21 protein-coding genes are annotated in these 19,143 nt (G+C 52.9%); 1 reads left to right on the forward strand and 20 read right to left on the reverse strand.

Annotated elements, in window-relative coordinates; all coding sequences use genetic code 11:
* Positions 1 to 61: 61 nt before the first annotated feature.
* The 3 genes from EVJ26_RS07300 to EVJ26_RS07305 form a co-directional block, all read right to left on the reverse strand.
* Complete coding sequence (locus tag EVJ26_RS07300; RefSeq protein ID WP_201738344.1) at positions 62 to 436, reverse strand: hypothetical protein; 375 nt, start codon at positions 434 to 436, stop codon at positions 62 to 64.
* Positions 426 to 590 carry a DUF2167 domain-containing protein gene (locus EVJ26_RS14415; protein WP_161567612.1) on the reverse strand — a complete coding sequence of 55 codons (165 nt, stop codon included), beginning with the start codon at positions 588 to 590 and terminating at the stop codon, positions 426 to 428. The genes EVJ26_RS07300 and EVJ26_RS14415 overlap by 11 nt, the downstream gene beginning before the upstream one ends.
* Positions 591 to 839: 249 nt before the next feature.
* The gene (locus EVJ26_RS07305) at positions 840 to 1,241 is read right to left on the reverse strand and encodes a hypothetical protein (RefSeq protein WP_131470174.1); all 402 of its coding nucleotides are present in this window, start codon (positions 1,239 to 1,241) and stop codon (positions 840 to 842) included.
* Positions 1,242 to 1,331: 90 nt separating this feature from the next.
* Between EVJ26_RS07305 and EVJ26_RS07310 the strand changes: the two genes are divergently transcribed.
* Positions 1,332 to 1,880 carry a DUF4256 domain-containing protein gene (locus EVJ26_RS07310; RefSeq protein WP_131470175.1) on the forward strand — a complete coding sequence of 183 codons (549 nt, stop codon included), beginning with the start codon at positions 1,332 to 1,334 and terminating at the stop codon, positions 1,878 to 1,880.
* Positions 1,881 to 1,904: 24 nt separating this feature from the next.
* Here EVJ26_RS07310 and EVJ26_RS07315 read toward each other — a convergent pair whose 3' ends face one another.
* The 17 genes from EVJ26_RS07315 to EVJ26_RS07395 form a co-directional block, all read right to left on the reverse strand.
* On the reverse strand, positions 1,905 to 2,384 hold the full coding sequence (locus EVJ26_RS07315; RefSeq protein ID WP_131467905.1) for a hypothetical protein: 480 nt from the start codon (positions 2,382 to 2,384) through the stop codon (positions 1,905 to 1,907).
* 282 nt (positions 2,385 to 2,666) lie between these two features.
* Entirely contained in the window at positions 2,667 to 3,848 is a 1,182-nt protein-coding gene (locus EVJ26_RS07320; protein WP_131467903.1) for a glycine C-acetyltransferase, read from the reverse strand.
* 15 nt (positions 3,849 to 3,863) lie between these two features.
* On the reverse strand, positions 3,864 to 4,940 hold the full coding sequence (tdh, locus tag EVJ26_RS07325; RefSeq protein WP_131470176.1) for an L-threonine 3-dehydrogenase: 1,077 nt from the start codon (positions 4,938 to 4,940) through the stop codon (positions 3,864 to 3,866).
* 169 nt (positions 4,941 to 5,109) lie between these two features.
* Positions 5,110 to 5,370 (reverse strand): stage V sporulation protein S, encoded by a 261-nt coding sequence (locus EVJ26_RS07330; RefSeq protein ID WP_016509762.1) that lies wholly within the window; start codon positions 5,368 to 5,370, stop codon positions 5,110 to 5,112.
* Between the two features lie 26 nt (positions 5,371 to 5,396).
* Positions 5,397 to 6,191 (reverse strand): TIGR00282 family metallophosphoesterase, encoded by a 795-nt coding sequence (locus EVJ26_RS07335; RefSeq protein WP_035386387.1) that lies wholly within the window; start codon positions 6,189 to 6,191, stop codon positions 5,397 to 5,399.
* Positions 6,192 to 6,239: 48 nt separating this feature from the next.
* The gene (gene rny, locus EVJ26_RS07340; protein WP_370246299.1) at positions 6,240 to 7,802 is read right to left on the reverse strand and encodes a ribonuclease Y; all 1,563 of its coding nucleotides are present in this window, start codon (positions 7,800 to 7,802) and stop codon (positions 6,240 to 6,242) included.
* A gap of 189 nt (positions 7,803 to 7,991) precedes the next feature.
* On the reverse strand, positions 7,992 to 9,041 hold the full coding sequence (gene recA, locus EVJ26_RS07345; RefSeq protein WP_070327130.1) for a recombinase RecA: 1,050 nt from the start codon (positions 9,039 to 9,041) through the stop codon (positions 7,992 to 7,994).
* A 76-nt stretch (positions 9,042 to 9,117) separates the two neighbouring features.
* Entirely contained in the window at positions 9,118 to 10,344 is a 1,227-nt protein-coding gene (locus tag EVJ26_RS07350; protein WP_131458414.1) for a competence/damage-inducible protein A, read from the reverse strand.
* Positions 10,345 to 10,406: 62 nt separating this feature from the next.
* Positions 10,407 to 10,985, reverse strand: coding sequence for a CDP-diacylglycerol--glycerol-3-phosphate 3-phosphatidyltransferase (pgsA, locus tag EVJ26_RS07355; RefSeq protein WP_035386389.1), 579 nt, complete (start codon positions 10,983 to 10,985; stop codon positions 10,407 to 10,409).
* Between the two features lie 29 nt (positions 10,986 to 11,014).
* Complete coding sequence (locus tag EVJ26_RS07360) at positions 11,015 to 11,869, reverse strand: helix-turn-helix domain-containing protein (protein ID WP_236634057.1); 855 nt, start codon at positions 11,867 to 11,869, stop codon at positions 11,015 to 11,017.
* Positions 11,870 to 11,917: 48 nt separating this feature from the next.
* Positions 11,918 to 12,694: a DUF3388 domain-containing protein gene (locus EVJ26_RS07365; RefSeq protein ID WP_131458417.1), complete on the reverse strand. Its 777-nt coding sequence runs from the start codon at positions 12,692 to 12,694 to the stop codon at positions 11,918 to 11,920.
* A 99-nt stretch (positions 12,695 to 12,793) separates the two neighbouring features.
* Positions 12,794 to 13,489 (reverse strand): elongation factor P 5-aminopentanone reductase, encoded by a 696-nt coding sequence (gene ymfI, locus EVJ26_RS07370; protein WP_131470178.1) that lies wholly within the window; start codon positions 13,487 to 13,489, stop codon positions 12,794 to 12,796.
* Positions 13,486 to 14,745: an EF-P 5-aminopentanol modification-associated protein YfmH gene (gene yfmH / locus EVJ26_RS07375; protein ID WP_131470179.1), complete on the reverse strand. Its 1,260-nt coding sequence runs from the start codon at positions 14,743 to 14,745 to the stop codon at positions 13,486 to 13,488. Before yfmH ends, ymfI begins: the two co-directional genes overlap by 4 nt.
* Positions 14,742 to 15,980: an EF-P 5-aminopentanol modification-associated protein YfmF gene (yfmF, locus tag EVJ26_RS07380; RefSeq protein ID WP_131470180.1), complete on the reverse strand. Its 1,239-nt coding sequence runs from the start codon at positions 15,978 to 15,980 to the stop codon at positions 14,742 to 14,744. The genes yfmH and yfmF overlap by 4 nt, the downstream gene beginning before the upstream one ends.
* A 7-nt stretch (positions 15,981 to 15,987) precedes the next feature.
* Positions 15,988 to 16,539, reverse strand: coding sequence for a cob(I)yrinic acid a,c-diamide adenosyltransferase (locus EVJ26_RS07385; protein ID WP_131470181.1), 552 nt, complete (start codon positions 16,537 to 16,539; stop codon positions 15,988 to 15,990).
* Between the two features lie 53 nt (positions 16,540 to 16,592).
* A complete protein-coding gene (locus EVJ26_RS07390; RefSeq protein ID WP_131470182.1) occupies positions 16,593 to 18,296 on the reverse strand; it encodes an ATP-binding protein in 1,704 nt (567 codons plus the stop codon).
* On the reverse strand, positions 18,296 to 19,012 hold the full coding sequence (locus EVJ26_RS07395) for a response regulator transcription factor (protein ID WP_070327120.1): 717 nt from the start codon (positions 19,010 to 19,012) through the stop codon (positions 18,296 to 18,298). The genes EVJ26_RS07390 and EVJ26_RS07395 overlap by 1 nt, the downstream gene beginning before the upstream one ends.
* Between the last annotated feature and the right edge of the window lie 131 nt (positions 19,013 to 19,143).

Genomic DNA, 19,143 nt, shown 5'->3' on the forward strand with positions numbered 1-19,143 from the left:
TAAGCTGGCTTCATTCATCCCACCCCAAATTGAATAGTTCTGGAGGAGATTTGTGATGAAGTCATTTATCCGGTTTGATGTCTTCCCACAATTGGAAACGCGTTTCTTGTAGCTGCTCGAGATAGCCTGATCTTGTATAACGAACGATTTGATTCCCTTCACATTTGTCGTGAGGCGTCATCACCACCCCATCGGCATACGATTCATCGATGACTTCCATGTAGATGATGTCTTCAAAGCAGAGCTTCACGTTCACCACCTCGCTTTGCGGAGAAATTCCATTCGCCTCAAGCCGCTCACGGAAGGAGGCGTTCCGCTTCCTAGGATGGTCGTAGAGCTGTAGATTAAATGTCAGGCTTTTGTTGGGACCGATGTCATAATTGAAAGCGAACACCTCAATCGTCCCGTCATACAGGAACAAATCTTCAAATCTCATTGGAAACCACCTTTCCAGGATGTTCATACTGAAACACACCGTAGCCATATCCTTGCGTCAAATTGCCTCCAATGAACAATGAGACGGTTTCTGTCTCGGTCGGGTTTAAGAATCGGAACCCTTCCCACTCTTCATAGTGTTCGACTACTGACACAAGTTGACGCATCTCGTGTTCTGAAAGCCTTGAAACGTCGCAGCTCACCTTATACGTCTTCGACCACTTCCATTTCCCGATACGTTCTATCGAATGGTCGCATCCCGTACGCTTCGCCCAGATATCAAAATTGGACAAAAATTCATTCTTAAATGACACGACTTGAAACGATTGCACTCCAAGCGTAACCAATAAATCAGCAAGGAATGGTGCATGTTCTTTCAATTTTGGTAAACCGAACTCTCTCCATTAGCTGTCCCAAGAAAAATCATAGAGTGATCCCATTTTTGCAGAAAACGAATCCGGATCATGAAACGTCTGGCTGTGTGCCAATAAAAAATCGAGAATGGAAACATCGTGTCCGGCTAACTCAATAGGCACAACTTTTTCTGTATGTAGCTTGCGATGATACGGGTCATACAAAAAAACTAGTTTTTCATTCGAATAGATTCCGAACGGTAACGTCAAATCGATCCATCGAAGCTGAAGCAATTCTGGCTTCGTCACATGTAAGTTCAGCTCTGAAAAGTCTGTCACTCGGTAAGCATCACGCGGCAAACTTTGTGACCAGATTGTTCTTAATTGAAACAACTCAATCGTCTGGAACGAATGCGCGTGTAGTTGCTCAACATTTATATCATCGAAGTTCATCATACATCCCCCTTTCGCTCAATGAATTATGAATGGATGACGAAAAAATATCTTATACTGGTAGAAACTGCTGAAACGGAGTGAAAAAACATGGCCACCCTCTCAGCTGAAGACAAAAACGAGTTATTAGCTATCGTCGAATCACGCTTTCACACCCACATGGAGCGACATCTCGATGCCGTCTGGTCAGACGTCTTGACGAAGCTTAAGACGGATTCGAACAAGCTCATCGCACTCTCTGAAATGGAAAAGACCGGTGGTGAACCGGATGTTATCCGCCTCCCGAACGGAGACCTCGTCTTCTGTGACTGCTCAGCCGAAAGTCCGAGCGGTCGCCGCAGCCTGTGCTATGACGAACCGGCGTTGACGGCTCGCAAGAAGAACAAGCCGTCTGGGAGCGCCGTCACATTGGCTGAGGTGATGGGAATAGCGCTACTGAACGAAGTAACGTATCGCCATTTACAGACGCTCGGCGCGTTCGACTTGAAGACATCGAGCTGGATTGCCACCCCGGGAGCGATTCGTCAAAAGGGCGGCGCCTTGTTCTGTGACCGCCGCTATGACCATATCTTCGTCTACCATAACGGGGCCGATTCATACTATGCGGCCCGTGGGTTCCGCGGGATGTTTACTATTTGAGCAGGGCCTTGTGCCTTGCTTTTTTTATCCAATAAGCCAGTGAAAGACGACGGGGATGTACTTTACAAAGAACAGACCTACGAAAAAAATAAAGACGATTTTTACTGGCCACATGTACCAATCATTATATTTTCGAGTAAGGAATAGAAACGCAGCATATGTGATTGCATTCCCGGTAACATCTGGCTCCTCCATACTTTGCGCAATCAACTCTTTCCATCCCGGAAATGGACCCGGCGCAAACGAAGCCGCAAAGTCCGGAGTTATATTGTTTTTTAATCTCACATACCAAGCGAACACATACACCGAAATGAAGAATAGCGACCACATCATTACAACCATATTCAGCAATCGGCCTTTCCAGCTCTCACTTCGGAAATAGAACACTGCCATCAAAGCCACTACGCTAAAGATGACATTGATGATGAATGGCGGTGAAATCGTCAGGATAGAGAATGTTTCAGCGGACAGGAGCGTGCCGCTCACTACACTTGAAGCTTGCATCATCCTCGCTCCCCTATCTCTTTTACATACGGAACAATCTCATCATATAATCCGATGTGCATCCCGACGTCCTTAAAGCTTCCTAACATCATTCGTATAAGCTCCTTATTCTAAATTCGGTATTTGAAATAATATGTACTTCAATCTTCTAGTGCATCTTTTCAAATTTTAGAACCTGTCCTCTTAAATGTCTACCAAAATTTTCAAACAAAAACAGCATGCCCGATATAGGCATGCTGTGGTTCATTCCTCTACTGCAGACGATTTGTCTGCAGTCCAATCTTACGCGTGGAGCGTCACGTTCAACTCTTCCGCGACCGCCTTGAAGGCAGCGAGCGCGCGGTCGAGGTCGTCACGCGTATGCTCCGCCGTCACAATCGTCCGGATGCGGGCCTTGCCCTTCTCGACCGTCGGGAAGGCGATACTTTGCGCGAACACGCCGTGGTCTTTCAGCTTGTCCGAGAACGTGTGCGCGAGCGTCTCTTCCCCGAGCATGACCGGTGTGATCGGCGTCGTCGCGTGGCCGATGTCGAAGCCGAGGTCACGGAGACCCGATTTGAAGAACTCGGTGTTCGCCCAAAGCTTGTCGAACAGCTCTTCTTCTTCTTTCATGACACGAATCGCCTCACGGTTCGCCGCGACGACCGCTGGTGGGTGTGACGTCGAGAACAAGAACGGACGCCCTTTTTGAATCAAGAAGTCACGGACGTCGTTCGAACAGGCGACGTAGCCGCCGAGGACCCCGATCGCTTTCGACAACGTCCCGACTTGAAGCGCGACGCGGCCATCGAGACCGAAGTGGTTGACCGTCCCGCGACCGTTCTGCCCGAGCACGCCCGACGCGTGCGCGTCGTCGACCATGACCGCAGCATCATACTTCTCGGCGAGCTCGACGATCTCCGGGAGCGGTGCGATGTTGCCGTCCATCGAAAAGACGCCGTCCGTGACGACGAGACGCGTCCGGTAGTCTTGCGTCTCTTTCAAGGCCGCCTCTAAGTCTTCAAGGTCGGTATGCTTGTAGATGCGACGGGCCGCTTTCGTCAGACGGATGCCGTCGATGATCGAGGCGTGGTTGAGCGCGTCACTGATGACGACGTCTTCCGGTCCGAGCAGCGCCGACAAGACGCCGAGGTTCGTCGCGAATCCCGATTGGAACACGAGTGCCGCTTCCGTATGCTTGAACTCGGCGAGTTCACGCTCGAACGCCTCGTGCATCTCGAACGTTCCGGCGATCGTCCGGACCGACCCCGTCCCGGCCCCGAACGCTTCGACCGCTTCGATCGCGGCTTGTTTTAAGCGTGGGTGGTTGGCGAGTCCGAGGTAGTTGTTCGACGACAATTGGACGAGCGACTTACCGTTGATTGTGACCTCGTTCCCTTGCGCCGATTCGAGCGGCACGAGCGAGCGGAACGTGCCCGCTTGTTTCATTTCATTGACTGCTTCTGTAATATGTTCAAATGCCATATCGATTCCCCCTGTTTATGGTAGTAAGACGACTTTCCCGCATTTCCCGGCCCGCATGAGCTCGAAACCTTGCTCGAACTCCTCGAGCTTGAAGACGTGGGTGATGATCGGTTCGACGTTCAATTGGCCGGACGCGAGCATTGTCGACACTTGGCCCCACGTCTCGTACATTTTACGACCGGTGATGCCTTGGACCCGGATTCCTTTGAAGACGACGTCACGCGTCAAATCGAGCGCGACCGGTCGTGCCGGAAGTGACAAGACGTTGACGTCGCCGCCCGCCGTCACCATCTTGAACGCCTGGTCGATCGCGACCGGATGCCCGCTCATCTCACAGACGACGTCGATCCCGTCCCCGTCCGTCTCATCCATGATCAGGTCGAGCGGATTTTGGTCCATGCTGTTGATGACGACGTCCGCTCCCATCTGTTCTGCAAGCTTCAACCGGTACGGATTGATGTCAATCGCATACACGCGGCTCGCACCGGCCGCCTTGGCGACGCCGACGGCCATGAGACCGATCGGGCCGCAGCCGACGATGGCGACAGATTGTGCCGTTACGTCACTTGCGAGCACGGTATGGACCGCGTTACCGAGCGGTTCTTGAATCGACGCGAGCTTCGACGGCATCGTCTCCGGGTTCACCCATAAGTTCTCTTCCGGCATGACGACATACTCGGCGAAACAGCCTTGGGTGTCGACCCCGATAATTTTCGTGTTTTTACAGATGTGATACTGACCACGCAAGCATTGTTTACACTGGTGGCAGACGATGTGTGTCTCGGCCGACACGGTCTGACCGACTTTGATGCGCTTCGCCCCTTCCCCGAGCGCCACGACTTCCCCTGAAAACTCATGCCCGAACACGTAAGGCGGTTTGACCCGGCTCTTCGCCCAGTCGTCCCATTCATAAATATGGACGTCGGTCCCGCAAATCGATGTCGCTTTCACTTTAATCAATACTTCACCGGCACCCGGTGTCGGAATCGGCACCTCGACCAGCTTTGCCCCAAATCCGGCCGTGTGTTTTTGAATCGCTTTCATCACAGGTGTCGTTGCTTCCTTCTCTGTCGTTGACACGAGCTGTTCCATCGAAAACGTCCCCCTCTTGTCTGTTTGTCGAACTTCACGTTCTCTTTCATCTTGTCATAAAATGACGAAACTGAGAAGATAGAACCTCATTTTTCAACAAAAAAGAGAAGCCATCCGCTCCGATGGCTTCTCTTCACAAGAATAGGACCTATGTCCCGACCGCACAAGCTCATCTAGGTTCGATGATGAGCTTGATGGCAGTTCGTTCTTCTCCGTCAATTAGAATATCCGTGAACGCTGGAATACAGATCAAATCAAGACCGCTCGGCGCGACGAAACCGCGGGCGATGGCGACAGCTTTGATGGATTGATTGAGCGCACCGGCGCCGATCGCTTGAATCTCACACGTTCCTTTTTCACGAAGAACGCCAGCTAATGCACCCGCAACGGAGTTGGGATTCGATTTTGCTGAAACTCTGAGTACGTCCATTCTTGTTTCCCCCTCGGGTAGGTTGTTCAATCAAACCAGACGGTCTGATCATCTAGGTGTATGCGTTCAATCTTGGTCGCTCGTTTCGACTGGTCGTCGATTGTGATTAAAACTCCATTAAGTTGTTCCCGTCCCTCGGCAACTTCAAACCGGACTGGGAGTTGTGTCACAAACTTTTTCAACACGACAGACGCGTCCATGCCGAGGACACCGTCGAGCGGACCTGTCATCCCGACATCAGTGATATACGCCGTCCCGTTTTTGAGCACGCGCTCATCGGCGGTTTGGACATGGGTATGCGTCCCGACGACGGCTTGGACACGACCGTCTAGGTGGTACCCCATCGCAATCTTCTCACTCGTCGCCTCGGCGTGCATATCGACGAAGATGGCATCGACGTCATCCCGAACCTCATCGACGAGGGCGTCGACTTTGCGGAACGGACAATCGAGCGACGGCAAGAACACCGTCCCCATGACGTTGATGACGGCAAGCTTCTTCCCGTTCTGCTTGAGCACCATCATGCCGACACCGGGCGTGCCGTCCGGATAGTTGGCCGGACGGACGATGCGCTCGGCGTCGTCGATCCAATCAAAGATTTCACGGTTGTCCCATGTATGGTTCCCCATCGTCACGCCGTGGAATCCAAGTTCGAGAAATTGTTGGTATATTTTTTTTGTGATACCGCGCCCGTTGGCTGCGTTCTCACCGTTGACGAGCATGAACGTCGGACTGTACTTGCTTTTCAGGCGCCCGATTTGTGCTGCCAAGATGTCACGACCCGGTTTCCCGACGACGTCACCGATAAATAAAATCTTCATAAATATTTCCTCCTTCAAAACAGAAAAAGCGGAGAATGTCTCCGCTTTTTACTTCGCATAATCGACGGCACGCGTTTCACGAATGACCGTCACTTTAATTTGTCCTGGATAATCCAGTTCATCTTCGATCCGTTTGCAAATATCGCGGGCCATCTTGTTCGCCACGACGTCGTCGACGACGTCTGGGCGGACGATGATGCGGACTTCGCGTCCTGCTTGGATCGCATATGATTTCTCGACACCTTCGAACGACTCACAAATTGACTCGAGGCGTTCTAAGCGGCGAATGTAACTCTCGAGCGTCTCTTGACGAGCGCCCGGCCGTGCCGCAGACAACGCGTCTGCCGCCGCGACGAGAACAGCGATCGTCGATGTCGCTTCGACGTCTCCATGGTGCGAGGCGATCGAGTTGATGACGACCGGATGTTCTTTATACTTCGTGGCCAGCTCGACGCCGATTTCGACATGGCTGCCCTCGACTTCATGGTCGATCGCTTTCCCGATATCGTGGAGGAGTCCCGCTCGCTTGGCGAGCGTCACGTCTTCCCCGAGCTCGGCGGCCATCATGCCGGCGAGGTGGGCCACTTCGACCGAATGGGCGAGTACGTTTTGACCGTAACTCGTCCGGTAACGCATGCGTCCGAGTGTTTTGATAAGGTCAGGATGTACCCCGTGGATCCCAGCCTCAAACGTCGCTTCCTCACCGTATTCACGGATGCGCTCATCGACTTCGCGGCGTGACTTCTCGACCATCTCTTCGATCCGGGCCGGATGGATCCGTCCGTCTTGCACGAGTTTTTCTAGCGTCATCTTGGCGATCTCACGACGGACCGGGTCAAATCCGGACAAGATGACCGCTTCAGGCGTGTCATCGATGATGAGATCGATCCCAGTGAGCGTCTCGAGCGTGCGGATGTTACGTCCTTCACGACCGATGATGCGCCCTTTCATCTCGTCACTCGGCAAGTTGACGACGGATACCGTCGTCTCAGCGACATGTTCAGCCGCATAACGTTGCATCGTGAGAGACAACAAGTGTTTCGCTTTTTTATCAGCTTCAAGTTTTGCTTTTTGCTCGATGTCTTTTTGAAGGAGAGCAGCATCGTGAAGCGCTTCCTGCTTCGCTTCGTCCATGATGATGGTTCGTGCTTCTTCTTTCGACAAGGCCGCCACGCGTACAAGTTCTTGACGGGCTTCCTCGTATAATTCCTCCACTTTGCTTTCGAGCGTCTCTGCTTCCCGTTTCCGTTTCGCAATGCCCGCCTCGCGTTCATCCAAAGCATCTTCTTTCCGTTCGAGCATGTCTGCTTTCCGGTCAAGAAGCTCTTCTTTTTGAACGAAGCGATTCTCTTTCACTTTCTGCTCTTCGCGACGTTCGCGTAACTCTTGTTCCGTCTCATTGCGAAGTTGAATCATCTCTTCTTTTACTTCAAGCCGTGCCTCTTTTTGCATCGCTTCCGATTGTTGTTTCGCTTGCTCCACAATCTTGGTCGCTTCCGTCTCAGCACCTTGAATCTTCGCTTCGGCGATCGATTTACGCACAAAAAAACCTGCAACAAAAGCTATCGGCAAAAGGAGGATCAGAATAAGCCAATTTAGCCATTCCATCATGTTCACCTCCCTTTCGCAAGGTTATTTTATTTTTTTAAGATTGAATGACACGGGTGGACCCGCGCATAGCTTTATTGTACTTATTTACTTGTTAGAATGCAATGCAAGGACAGGATAGAACTCCCAATTCCTTAAAAAATATTGTGATATACAAAAAACCCGCTCGGACGCATCCGGCGGGTCGCTTGTTTAATCTTCTTCGATGAGTGAGAGCACTTCATCACTGTCGGCTTCGACCGTGACCGTCTTCTCACCGTTGAGACCGTAGTGATCACGAATTTGTTGTTCGATCGCTGCGGCGATTTGTGGATTTTCTTTCATGAACTGCTTCGCATTTTCACGACCTTGTCCAACGCGTTCTTCGTTGTACGAATACCAAGCACCACTTTTTTGAACGATATCAAGATCGGCACCGATATCGATGAGTTCACCTTCACGTGAGATCCCTAGACCGTACATGATGTCGACTTCAGCTGTTTTAAATGGTGGGGCAACCTTATTCTTGACGACTTTGATCTTCGTCCGGTTACCGACCATTTCTTGGCCTTGCTTCAACGTCTCTGCACGACGAACTTCTAAACGAACCGACGAATAGAATTTCAAGGCACGTCCACCTGGAGTTGTTTCCGGGTTCCCGAACATGACACCGATTTTTTCACGAATCTGGTTGATGAAGATGACGATCGTCTTCGATTTGTTCGTCGCACCCGACAACTTACGGAGCGCTTGGCTCATGAGACGGGCTTGAAGTCCCATGTGTGAGTCACCCATCTCACCTTCGATTTCAGCTTTTGGCACGAGTGCCGCTACCGAGTCGACGACAAGGATGTCGACGGCACCAGAACGAACGAGCGCTTCTGCGATTTCGAGCGCTTGCTCCCCTGTGTCCGGCTGTGACAAGAGCAGTTCATCGATGTTGACACCGAGGTTGTGCGCGTACTTCGGATCGAGCGCGTGCTCCGCATCGACGAACGCTGCTTGGCCACCGCGTTTTTGGACTTCAGCGATCGCATGGAGCGCCACTGTCGTCTTACCTGAAGATTCCGGTCCGTACACTTCGATGACACGACCACGTGGATAGCCGCCTGCGCCGAGCGCGATGTCGAGGGCGATCGATCCTGACGGAGTGACGGATACTTGTTGATCTGTATTTTCACCGAGGCGCATGATTGAGCCTTTACCGAATTGTTTCTCAATTTGGCGTAATGCCATTTCTAACGCTTGTTTACGATCACTCATAAATTAATGAGCCTCCTTTGATTTGTATCTTCATTATAAACGAACCCAACCTTTTACACAAGGTTTTTACGAACGTTTATTCGCCTTTTTTCATTCGTTGCCACAATGCCCATAACCCGTCCTTGGCCGCCCGCGCCTGGATGACGTTCCGCTGTTGGTGCGGATAGACGCGTTCGATCACTTCCATACCTGACGGCGTCTTCACCCCGATGAACACGGTGCCGACCGGTCGACCCGAATTTGAGACGGGTCCGGCCTCACCGGTGAAGGACAATCCGTAATCCGAATCCGTCTGATCAACGAGCCCTTGGATCATTTCTAAAGCAACTTGTTTTGAGACGACCGACTGTGACTCAATTGTAGCAAGGGATACCCCTAAAAACCTATTTTTTAGCTTGTCCGAGTACGTGACGACGCCTCCTAGAAAGACTTCTGACGCCCCTGGGACCGCCGTCAGCATCGCTTGGACTTGTCCCCCAGTCAACGATTCGGCGATCGATAGCGTCGCGTGGCGCCGTCTTAGCTCGCGAATCAAATGCGCAGCCAGCGTATCCTCGTCCGAACCGAAATAATAGGCGCCGACACGGGACAGAATGTCTCGTTTGACGCGGTCGATCATCTGCCGGGCCGCGTCCTCGGTCTCCGCTTTCGCGCTGACACGCAGTCGCGCTTCCCCTGACTCCGCGTACGGGGCGACAGTCGGGTTCACCCCGTCCATTAGATCGGATACCGCCTCGTCGAGCGCCGACTCACCGATCTCATAAAAACGTAGTGATTCAGAAACGATCGTCGCACCCGAAAATTTGCTCGGAAACGTCGCTTCGACAATCGCTGTCATCTCGCGCGGCACCCCGGGCAAGAGCAGCCACGTCGTCTCGTCCTCGACCCACATGCCGGGAGCGAGACCGGCCGGATTGTGAAGCACTTCAGCTCCTGATAAAACATCCGCTTGTCTGGCGTCCCCGTCGTTTATCGCTCGTCCCCGCGAGGCGACAAAGCGCTGGATCGTGTCTAAAGACGCTTCGTCCCGAACGAGCGGGCGGCCGAGCAAGTCAGCGAGCACTTGTTTCGTGATGTCATCATTCGTCGGACCGAGTCCCCCGGTGACGATCACGAGTTCGCTCCGTCGGTTCGCTTGCTCGAATGTTTCTCTTAAGCGATCGAAGTTATCCCCGACCACTACATGATACAGTACGGACAGTCCATATTTCGACAACTGCTCTGATAAGTAACGGGCGTTCGTGTTCGAGATTTCCCCTAAGAGTAGTTCAGAACCTACCGCAATGATTTCGGTCCGTTTCATCGAAGTTCCTCCTTTGATTCAAAAAAAAGACGAGTTGCTCCCACAACTCGCCTGTCGTCGATTTACATCGATTTTACAATGATCTTATAGTTTTGTGCGAAATACTCGGCCCCAGAATAAATCGTCAAGACGAGTGCGAGCCACATCGCCCACTCCCCGAACGGGATGCCGATATAGTTGAAAATCGGGTTGCCGAACAATAAGAAGATGATGGCAAAGAGCTGGACCCATGTCTTCGCTTTACCCGACTTACCGGCCGCCACGACAATCCCTTCATCAGCCGCGACGAGACGAAGCCCCGTCACCGCGAACTCACGTGACAAGATGACGACGACGACCCATGCCGCGACGAGGTCCATCTCGACGAGCAAGACGAGCGCCGCCGTGACGAGTAACTTGTCAGCGAGCGGGTCCATGAACTTGCCGAAGTTCGTGACCAAGTTGTGCTTACGGGCCAAGTGCCCGTCAAGCCAATCGGTAATCGCTGCGATCGTAAACACGACCGCGGCGATGAATTGATGAAGCGGTACTTCCGCCCCGAGGAAAGCGATGTCTCCCCAGTTAAAATCTACAGCGAGCAAGACGACGAATACGGGGATGAGCAAAACCCGCAACATCGTCAGGCGGTTAGGTAGGTTCATCGAGAACTCCTCCTCTAGAAGACGTCGACTTATTCAGCGTCGACTCTCTTCACAAATATATTTTGTGTGACCGGAGAATCAGCAAGCTCAAGCTCACGGCCGTTGACGACAATCTTCTCGACGCCACCGATCAAACCGATCCGAATCCGAAGCGTATCCGTTTCGGCACCTTCGATGACGATCGGGTTTTGTTTCGATTGGTTCGGATATTCCGGTGCAAGGAACGCTCCTTCAAGCGATGTATCGCGAACGCCGACATAAGTCGCCGGTGATTCTTTGACGTGAATCTCGGTCGTCAGCTTGTCAGCTGTTGCGATCTCATACGTGAGGTCGGCCCCGTTCGTTTCCGTCACCGCGATCGGTCCGGTTTCTTCTGGCGGCTCTTCCTCGGCCGGTATTTCTTCGACCGGTGCTTCTTCCGTCGGCTCTTCTTCAGGAACGTCTTCATTTTGGTTGATCGTCACGCCTGAAGCCGGTGGTTCAGCCGGTGTCGCGTCCTGTCCACCTCCGAAATCGAGATTTCTAACGACGTAGTAGACCGCTGTCACAAGCAAGAAGGCGACAAGCACGAGCATGATTTTCGGCACCCATCTTGAGACGCGGCTCGACGTCTCGGAAGCTTTTGAATAAGTTTGCTTACGTGATAATTGAGCGGTCGGTTGCGGTTCGATTTTCGGTAAATCTTTGGCATATGTCTCGTAAAGCTCATCGACATCAAGCCCGAGCGATTCCGCATACGTTTTGATGAACGCCCGTGCATAAAACGAACCAGGGAGATTTTTGTAATCACCTTCCTCGATCGCGATGATATAGCGTTTTTGAATCTTCGTCGTCTGCTGAATTTGGTCAAGCGTCAGACCGCTCGCCTCACGCCTTTGTTTCAAAAAAGTCCCTAGTTCTGTCAAAGGGGTCCACACCTTCCATTCAATTAATTATTCAAACCATTCTGCTTCACGATTCGTTTCTTGCGGAATGATGATGATTTCATCTTGGTTATTTCGCAGTTCGATAATATAGTCAAAGTCCTCAAACACACAATCGGTATTACGGACGTAAAGGTCGGGATGCTCGATCACTTTGACGGCAGGCAGACGCATGACTTCCCGGATCAACTGACGATGACGTTCGTCCATCGTCCGCGTCGAAACGGCGCCGTCGATTATGTAGATGTGATCACCTTCTCGCTCTTCTTCAAACAGTGACGTCCGGACCGTCTGTTTCATGAGTGTCGACGAGAGAAACAGCCAACGCTTGTTTGCGCAGACGCTCGCCGCGACGATCGACTCCGTTTTGCCGACGCGCGGGTTACCCCGGACACCGATCAACAGATGTCGTTCTTCTTTCATCAGTTCAGCGACAAAATCGACGAGTACCCCTAGATCTTCGCGCACGAAGCGAAACGTCTTTTTGTCGTCGTTGTCGTGTTCGATATAGCGGCCGTGACGGATCGCAATCCGGTCCCTCAGTTTCGGGCGGCGGAGTTTGATGACGACGATCGCTTCCATCTTCCGCAAAATATGCTCGAGCCGATGGACGTGATCGGCGGCCGGTGCCTTGAGCAACATCCCGCGACGTTGAAGATCGACCCCGTTGATGGTCACGATCGAGATTTGGAGCATCCCCATCAGCGAGGCGATATCGCCGAGGATACCGGGGCGATTTTGGCAAAGTTCATATTCGAGATACCATTCTTCGAACTTATGATCCATCTCGTCCACCCTTTCCGAATGTAGGCTCGCTACCTTGTTCATTCTAAATTATTTTAGAAGAATTGAAAAGAACTCGTTTCAACCGAGGCGACAAAGTTTTCACTGCCAACCGCCATCGACCCGTAACACCGTGCCGGTCACGTAGGACGCGGACGGTGAACAGAGGAAACGGATCGTCTCGGCAACTTCTGTGACATGACCGAGACGGCCGAGCGGAATCTCATCTCTAACGTCTTGTTTCGTCTCTTCTACCGTATCATTCATCGGCGTCTCAATCCACCCCGGCGTGATGGCATTGATGCGAACATTGAACGGGCCGGACTCGCGCGCGAACGCTTTGACGAAGCCGAGCTGTGCCGCTTTGACGGTCGAGTACATCACTTCTCCGGCCGCTCCGACTTCCCCCCAGACGCTCGAGACGATGACGATGTCGAGCGGGCGATCGTAAGCTTTTTGCCCGACGACGTGTTGAACGAGTCGAACCATCGCGCGCACATGAACGCGATAGAGACGATCGAGTTCAGTGATGTCCGCGTCGACGAGCAGCCCGTAGGCGTGGTTACCGGCGACGTGAATAATCCGATCGACCGCGCCGACCGTAGCGAGCCAGGCGTCTAGCGCCTGGTCGTCGCCGAGGTCGCACGTGACGACTTGGCCTGACAAACCTTCTGTCTTCACGAACGCTTCGAGCGCTTCCGTGTTCGCGTGCGCATGTAAGATGAGCTCATCATCGCGAAAGGAAAGGGCGACGGCACGACCGATCGCCCCACTCGCCCCGGTGATGAGTGTCGTCATGGTTTTTTGACGACACAGACGGTCCGTTGATCCGGTTTGAACAATCGGTCATACGTGTCGTATAGCTCTTCAAGCGTGACCGCGTCTAGCAGCTCAGGCAAATCGAACATGTTCCCGCCCGTTAGCGCGTAGCGTGAAAATTGGTTGGCGATGAACTCGGGTGAGTTGAGCGCCTTCAAAAACTGCCCTTTCATCATCCGCTTCTTACGGTCGAGTGTCTCATTTCCGATGTCGAGCGGACGCTCGAGCACCTCGGTGATGCGGGCGACGAACGCATCGACATGCGGTGTCTCCATCGACAACACGGCGAAGGCGAACGATTCTTCCGACGTATAGTCGAACGAGAAGGCATCATCGATCAACCCTTCGGCGTAAAGCTCTGCATAGAGCGGCGCCGTCGTGTCAAACAAGGCGTGCATGAGCAGTTCGACGGCCAGTTCTTGTTTCATCCCGTCTTCCCCGGCGCGCGGCGTGTCCTTGTAGCCGATCATGACTTTCGGGACCGATACGTCCATCTCGATGACCCGCGTGGCTAAGCGGACCGTTCTCGGCTCTTGCACGTGTTCGCGTTCAGTGAGTACAGGCGGTTCGAACGTTTTCGCGGCCTGATTCGAACGGATCTGTTCGAGCACGATGTCAGGGTCGATGTTGCCGACGACGAACAGCGTCATGTTACTCGGGTGATAGAACGCTTGATGACACGCATAAAGGTCAGCGGCCGTGATCGCGCTGATCGACTCGATCGTTCCGGCGATATCGATCTTGACCGGATGCGCTTCATACATCGCCTCGATCAAACCGAAATAAAGACGCCATCCTGCGTTGTCTTGATACATTTGAATCTCCTGGCCGATGATGCCTTTCTCTTTCTCGACCGAAGCTTCTGTAAAGTACGGGTCTTGGACGAAATCAATCAACGTCTTTAAGTTCGCCTCGACGTTTGACGTGGCACCGAACAAATAGGCGGTCCGGGTGAATGATGTGAAAGCGTTCGCCGACGCCCCGAGCTGTCCGAACTTCTGGAACACATCGCCGTCCTCTTTTTCGAACATTTTATGTTCAAGGAAATGAGCGATGCCGTCGGGTACTTCGATCCAGTCGTCCGTTTTGAAGCGGCGGTCGATTGAACCGTATTTTGTCGTGAATGTGGCGTACGTCTTTTCATATCCAACTTTCTTCAGCAAGTAGACCGTCAGCCCGTTATCGAGAACGACGTGGTGAATCGTCTCACCGACGTTTGGAAAATCTAGTTTCATGCTGTCCCCCCCTTTAAACAATAAATCGCCTTCAGTTTGATTTGACTCGAGAGCGCGGCCACGTCTTCTCGCGTGGTCCGGGCAAGGATGGCCATCTCTTCTTCGAGTGAGAACGGGCGGATGTCCGAGCCGCTCATCCAGGCGATCAGTTGACGCGGACTGTCACCGAGTTGGCGCCGTTGATGGAACAACATCTCTTTCGTCTGTTCGAGCGTCATGTCATCGAACTCCCCTGCTTGCAGGTCGGCAAGTTGTGCGGCAATGATTTGTTCTGTTTTCACTTGGTTCAAGGCATCGATCCCGGCGTAGACGAACAACATCCGGCTAAGCGAACTGTATTGCGACGCCGCATAGTAGGCCAAGCTCTCCTTTTCACGGACGTTCATGAACAGTTTTGAGTGTGGGAACCCACCGAACAAGCCGTTGACGACTTGCATCTTGATCGCGTCCTCGCTGCGCGGGTCAACGTTGGCCTCATAGGCGAGGTGAAGTTTACTCTGCTTCACGTCCTGCTGTTCCTCAAGTCGCTGAAACTCTCGGTCGACCGGTTCAGGATACTCTCGGACGAGCGGCGAGCCGAGCGTCTCGAGTGGCAAAAACGCCTCGGTCACTTGGTCACGCGTGACGTCCCCGACGACGTAGACGTCGATGCGGTCGTGCTTGATCATGGACGTGTACGCCTCATAGAGCGATCGCGGCGTCACCTGGTCGAGTTGTTCGAGCGTCCCGAGCGACGGGATCGCGAGCTCTCCGCCGAGCAGTTCTTGCAATCGTTGCTGGGCGAAGCGCATTTTATCATCGTATACCGACTCGATGCGTTGACGCTGCAGACGGGATTCTTGTTCGACGATGAGCGGTTGGAACGCGCCGTCGTAAACGTTCGGGCGGAGCAACACTTCTTCTAATAGCTTGATCGCCTGAGACAGGACCGGTTCCCCGACGAGCCGGTCGTTCACGACTTCTAGTTGGAACTGGATGACATGCTCTTTCCCGACTTTTGACGCACCAGCGAATAGGCTAGCATCATATAATTGCTCGAGCGGTGTATGAAACAGTTCAATCGACGGATACGCCGCCGTCGCTTTTTCCATGACGTACGGCAGTAGCGCCCGGTCGGCAATCGTCTCTGCAGACAACGGCGCCGCGAACGAGACGAGACACGTCGTCGTTTTAAATTTATCGGTCGGGTAGACCGAGTAGTGGAGCTGGTTACGGAATTGTTCGATCCCTTTCATGAATCATCTACTCCTTTTTCGTTTTCGGTTGGAACACGGACGCACCGCGCGCATACTCTTGATCGGGTACGCCCGCCACCACGTTGGCATAACGGGCGGCCGTGAACAAGTAATCGCTTAAGCGGTTATAGTAAGACAATTGACGAACGGCCGCATCGATGTTGACGAGCTCGCGTTCGACGCGACGACAGACCGTCCGGGCGACGTGCAGACTCGCCGAGGCCACGCTGCCCCCCGGCAGAATGAAGCGGACGAGTTCTGGACACTTCGTCTCTAGTTCATCGATCCACGTCTCGAGCTCGGTGACGATCGCTAAGTCGACTTGCTGCGGCGGATTTTGTTTGTACATCAGTTCTGAACCGAGGTCGAACAGATCGTGCTGGATTTTCGTCAGTTGATGCCGTAACGTCGCGTCCGTCTGGTGCGCGAGCGCGAGACCGATGTGACTGTTCAATTCATCTAACAACCCCATCGCCTCGATTTGCGGATGTACTTTCAAGACGCGTCCGCCGATCAATGACGTTTCACCCTTGTCGCCTCCACGTGTATATCGCTTCATGTCATTTCCTCCTCTATGCCACAAATGGTGACCCATAGGAGTCACCATTGTCGTTATGATTGCGGTTGGTCGTAAGGGAGCCGAATCGTGAACGTCGTCCCTTCGCCGTACACGCTCGTGACGTCGACCGTGCCATGATGGGCGTCGATGACGTTCTTGACGATGGCGAGTCCGATGCCTGTTCCGGTCTTCCCGCCGCTCGTCCGAGCCTTGTCCGCTTTATAGAACCGCTCGAACACAAACGGCAAGTCCTCTTTCGGGATCCCGCTGCCGGTATCGGTCAAACGGATCAAGAAGCCGTCCGCTTCTTCGGTCGCCTCGAGCCGAATCGCTCCGCTCTCGGTGTGGGCGATGGCGTTACCGATCAAGTTCGTGAACACTTGTTCTAACCGGTCCCCATCCGCTTCAATCATCCGCTTCGGAGCCACGGTCGACAACGTGATCCCTTTCTCGTTCGCCATCTGGTTAAACTTGCGCATCACCCGAGGTAAAAATTCGCCGAAATCGAACGCCGCGAACTGCATCGTCTCTTTCCCTGATTCGATTCTCGCCAAATCGAGTAAATCGTTGACGAGCCGGGCAAGCCGTAACGACTCGTCGTAAATGATCGAAGCGAATTCTTTCGTCGCTTCGTCACTCTCGGTCATGCCGTCGATGATGGCCTCGGAATAGCCTTGGAGCGTCACGAGCGGTGTTCGCAGCTCGTGGCTGATGTTGGCGACGAAGTCGGTCCGCATCTTGTCGAGGCGGTGACTTTCGGTCGTATCACGGATGACGACGACCGCTCCCTCGAAATCTTCCTCCCCGAGGAGCGGTGTGACCGTCAACGTGTAGTAACGATCGTCTTGTTTCACTTCAATCGTCTTTTCAGGCGCACCACCGACGACGTCTTCGTAAAGCGCGAGCACGACTTCGTGCGGTTGATCATCGTTCAATAACGGCTGTGCCTGCGGGTTCGTCACGATCACGTTCGCATGGCGATCGAGCGTGATGACACCGTCTGCCATCGAACGCAGAATCGAAGCGAGCTGCAACCGTTCACGGTCGAGCGCGTTCACGTATGTTGACAGCTGGCTGCTCATCGCATTGAATGAGCCGGCAAGTTCACCGATTTCGTCGTTCGTCTTCTGGACGAGCCGCAGATCGAACTGTCCTTCACCCGTCTTATTGACGGCGTCCCTCATCTCACGCAGCGGGGCCGTGATCCGGGTCGATAAGAAGAAAGCGAACACGGTCGTGACGATGATCGCCGAGGCGACCGTCCAAAAGATGATCGTCCGCGCCCCTTCATTCGCGCTTGAGATCGCATTGAGCGGCTCAATCAAATAGAGTGTATACTCGCCCGTCTCAAGGGAAAACGTCGTCCGATACGCCAAGGCAGCCTGGTCATCGAACGACGAGAAGTTCCCGATCGCCGTCTCCCCTACAGCTTGATAAGGACCCCATGACTGACGTCCGAGTTCGGTCATCAAACCATCGACTTCCGTGCCGAAGTTCGAACGGACCGACCCGTTCTCTAAAATATAGTTCGCTCCGTACACTTCGATGATTTGGTCGACCGTCCGTGACGAATCGCCTTCTTCTAGCAAGACAGACTGGACTTGCCCACCGAGTTTCGCTAAATGACCACGTTCCTGATCGATATGGAACGAGTTGAAGAACTCGAGCATCAGGACGGATACGATGAACAAAATCAGGCTGACCAACACGAGGATCGTCAGCCACAGCTTCGTGACAATACTATTGCGGCGAATCATCACTCACTGACGACTTCAAACTTGTACCCGACACCCCATACCGTCGTGATCATTTGGGCCGCGGATGGAGAGACACGGTTCAATTTCTCACGAAGCCGTTTCACGTGCGTGTCGACCGTTCGAAGGTCTCCGAAAAATTCATAGTTCCATACTTCTTTTAACAGTTGCTCCCGCGAGAACACTTTATCGACTTGTTTGGCCAGGAAGAATAATAGCTCATACTCTTTCGGCGTGAGGGCGATTTCTTCCCCGTCGACCGTGACACGGTGTGCGTCATTGTCGATCGTCAAATGCGGGAACACGATCAAGTCTTTCGACTTTTCGGCCGTTTGCAAAAATTTTGTCGAACCTGAGCGACGGAGTAGCGCCTTGACGCGCAAGACGACTTCACGAGGACTGAACGGTTTGACGATGTAGTCGTCCGCGCCGACTTCGAACCCTTGAACCCGGTCAATCTCCTCACCTTTCGCCGTCAGCATGATGACAGGTGTCGCTTTCGTTTTACGGAGTTCGGTACACACTTCGACCCCGTCCATCTTCGGCATCATCAAGTCGAGCAAGATGACGTCAAAGTCGCCTTCAAGTGCGAGTTGAAGTGCTTCTTCACCGTTCGTCGCTTCTTCGATCACGTATTGCTCCCGTTCTAGATACATTTTTAACAGTCGACGAATTCTTTCTTCGTCGTCGACTACTAGAATTTTTGTTTTATCAGCCATCAACTAAACCTCCCAGAGAACCATTACAAGATGTAGCGAATGTTGCACAATTGTGAACATTTCGCTCTCTTTCATAACTATACCACTCTATTATTTCGCTTAACAACGGTGAGTTGTATGCCCTTACGAAA

The sequence above is a fragment of the Exiguobacterium sp. SH3S1 genome, from assembly GCF_004337105.1.
GTDB lineage: Bacteria > Bacillota > Bacilli > Exiguobacteriales > Exiguobacteriaceae > Exiguobacterium > Exiguobacterium aurantiacum_A.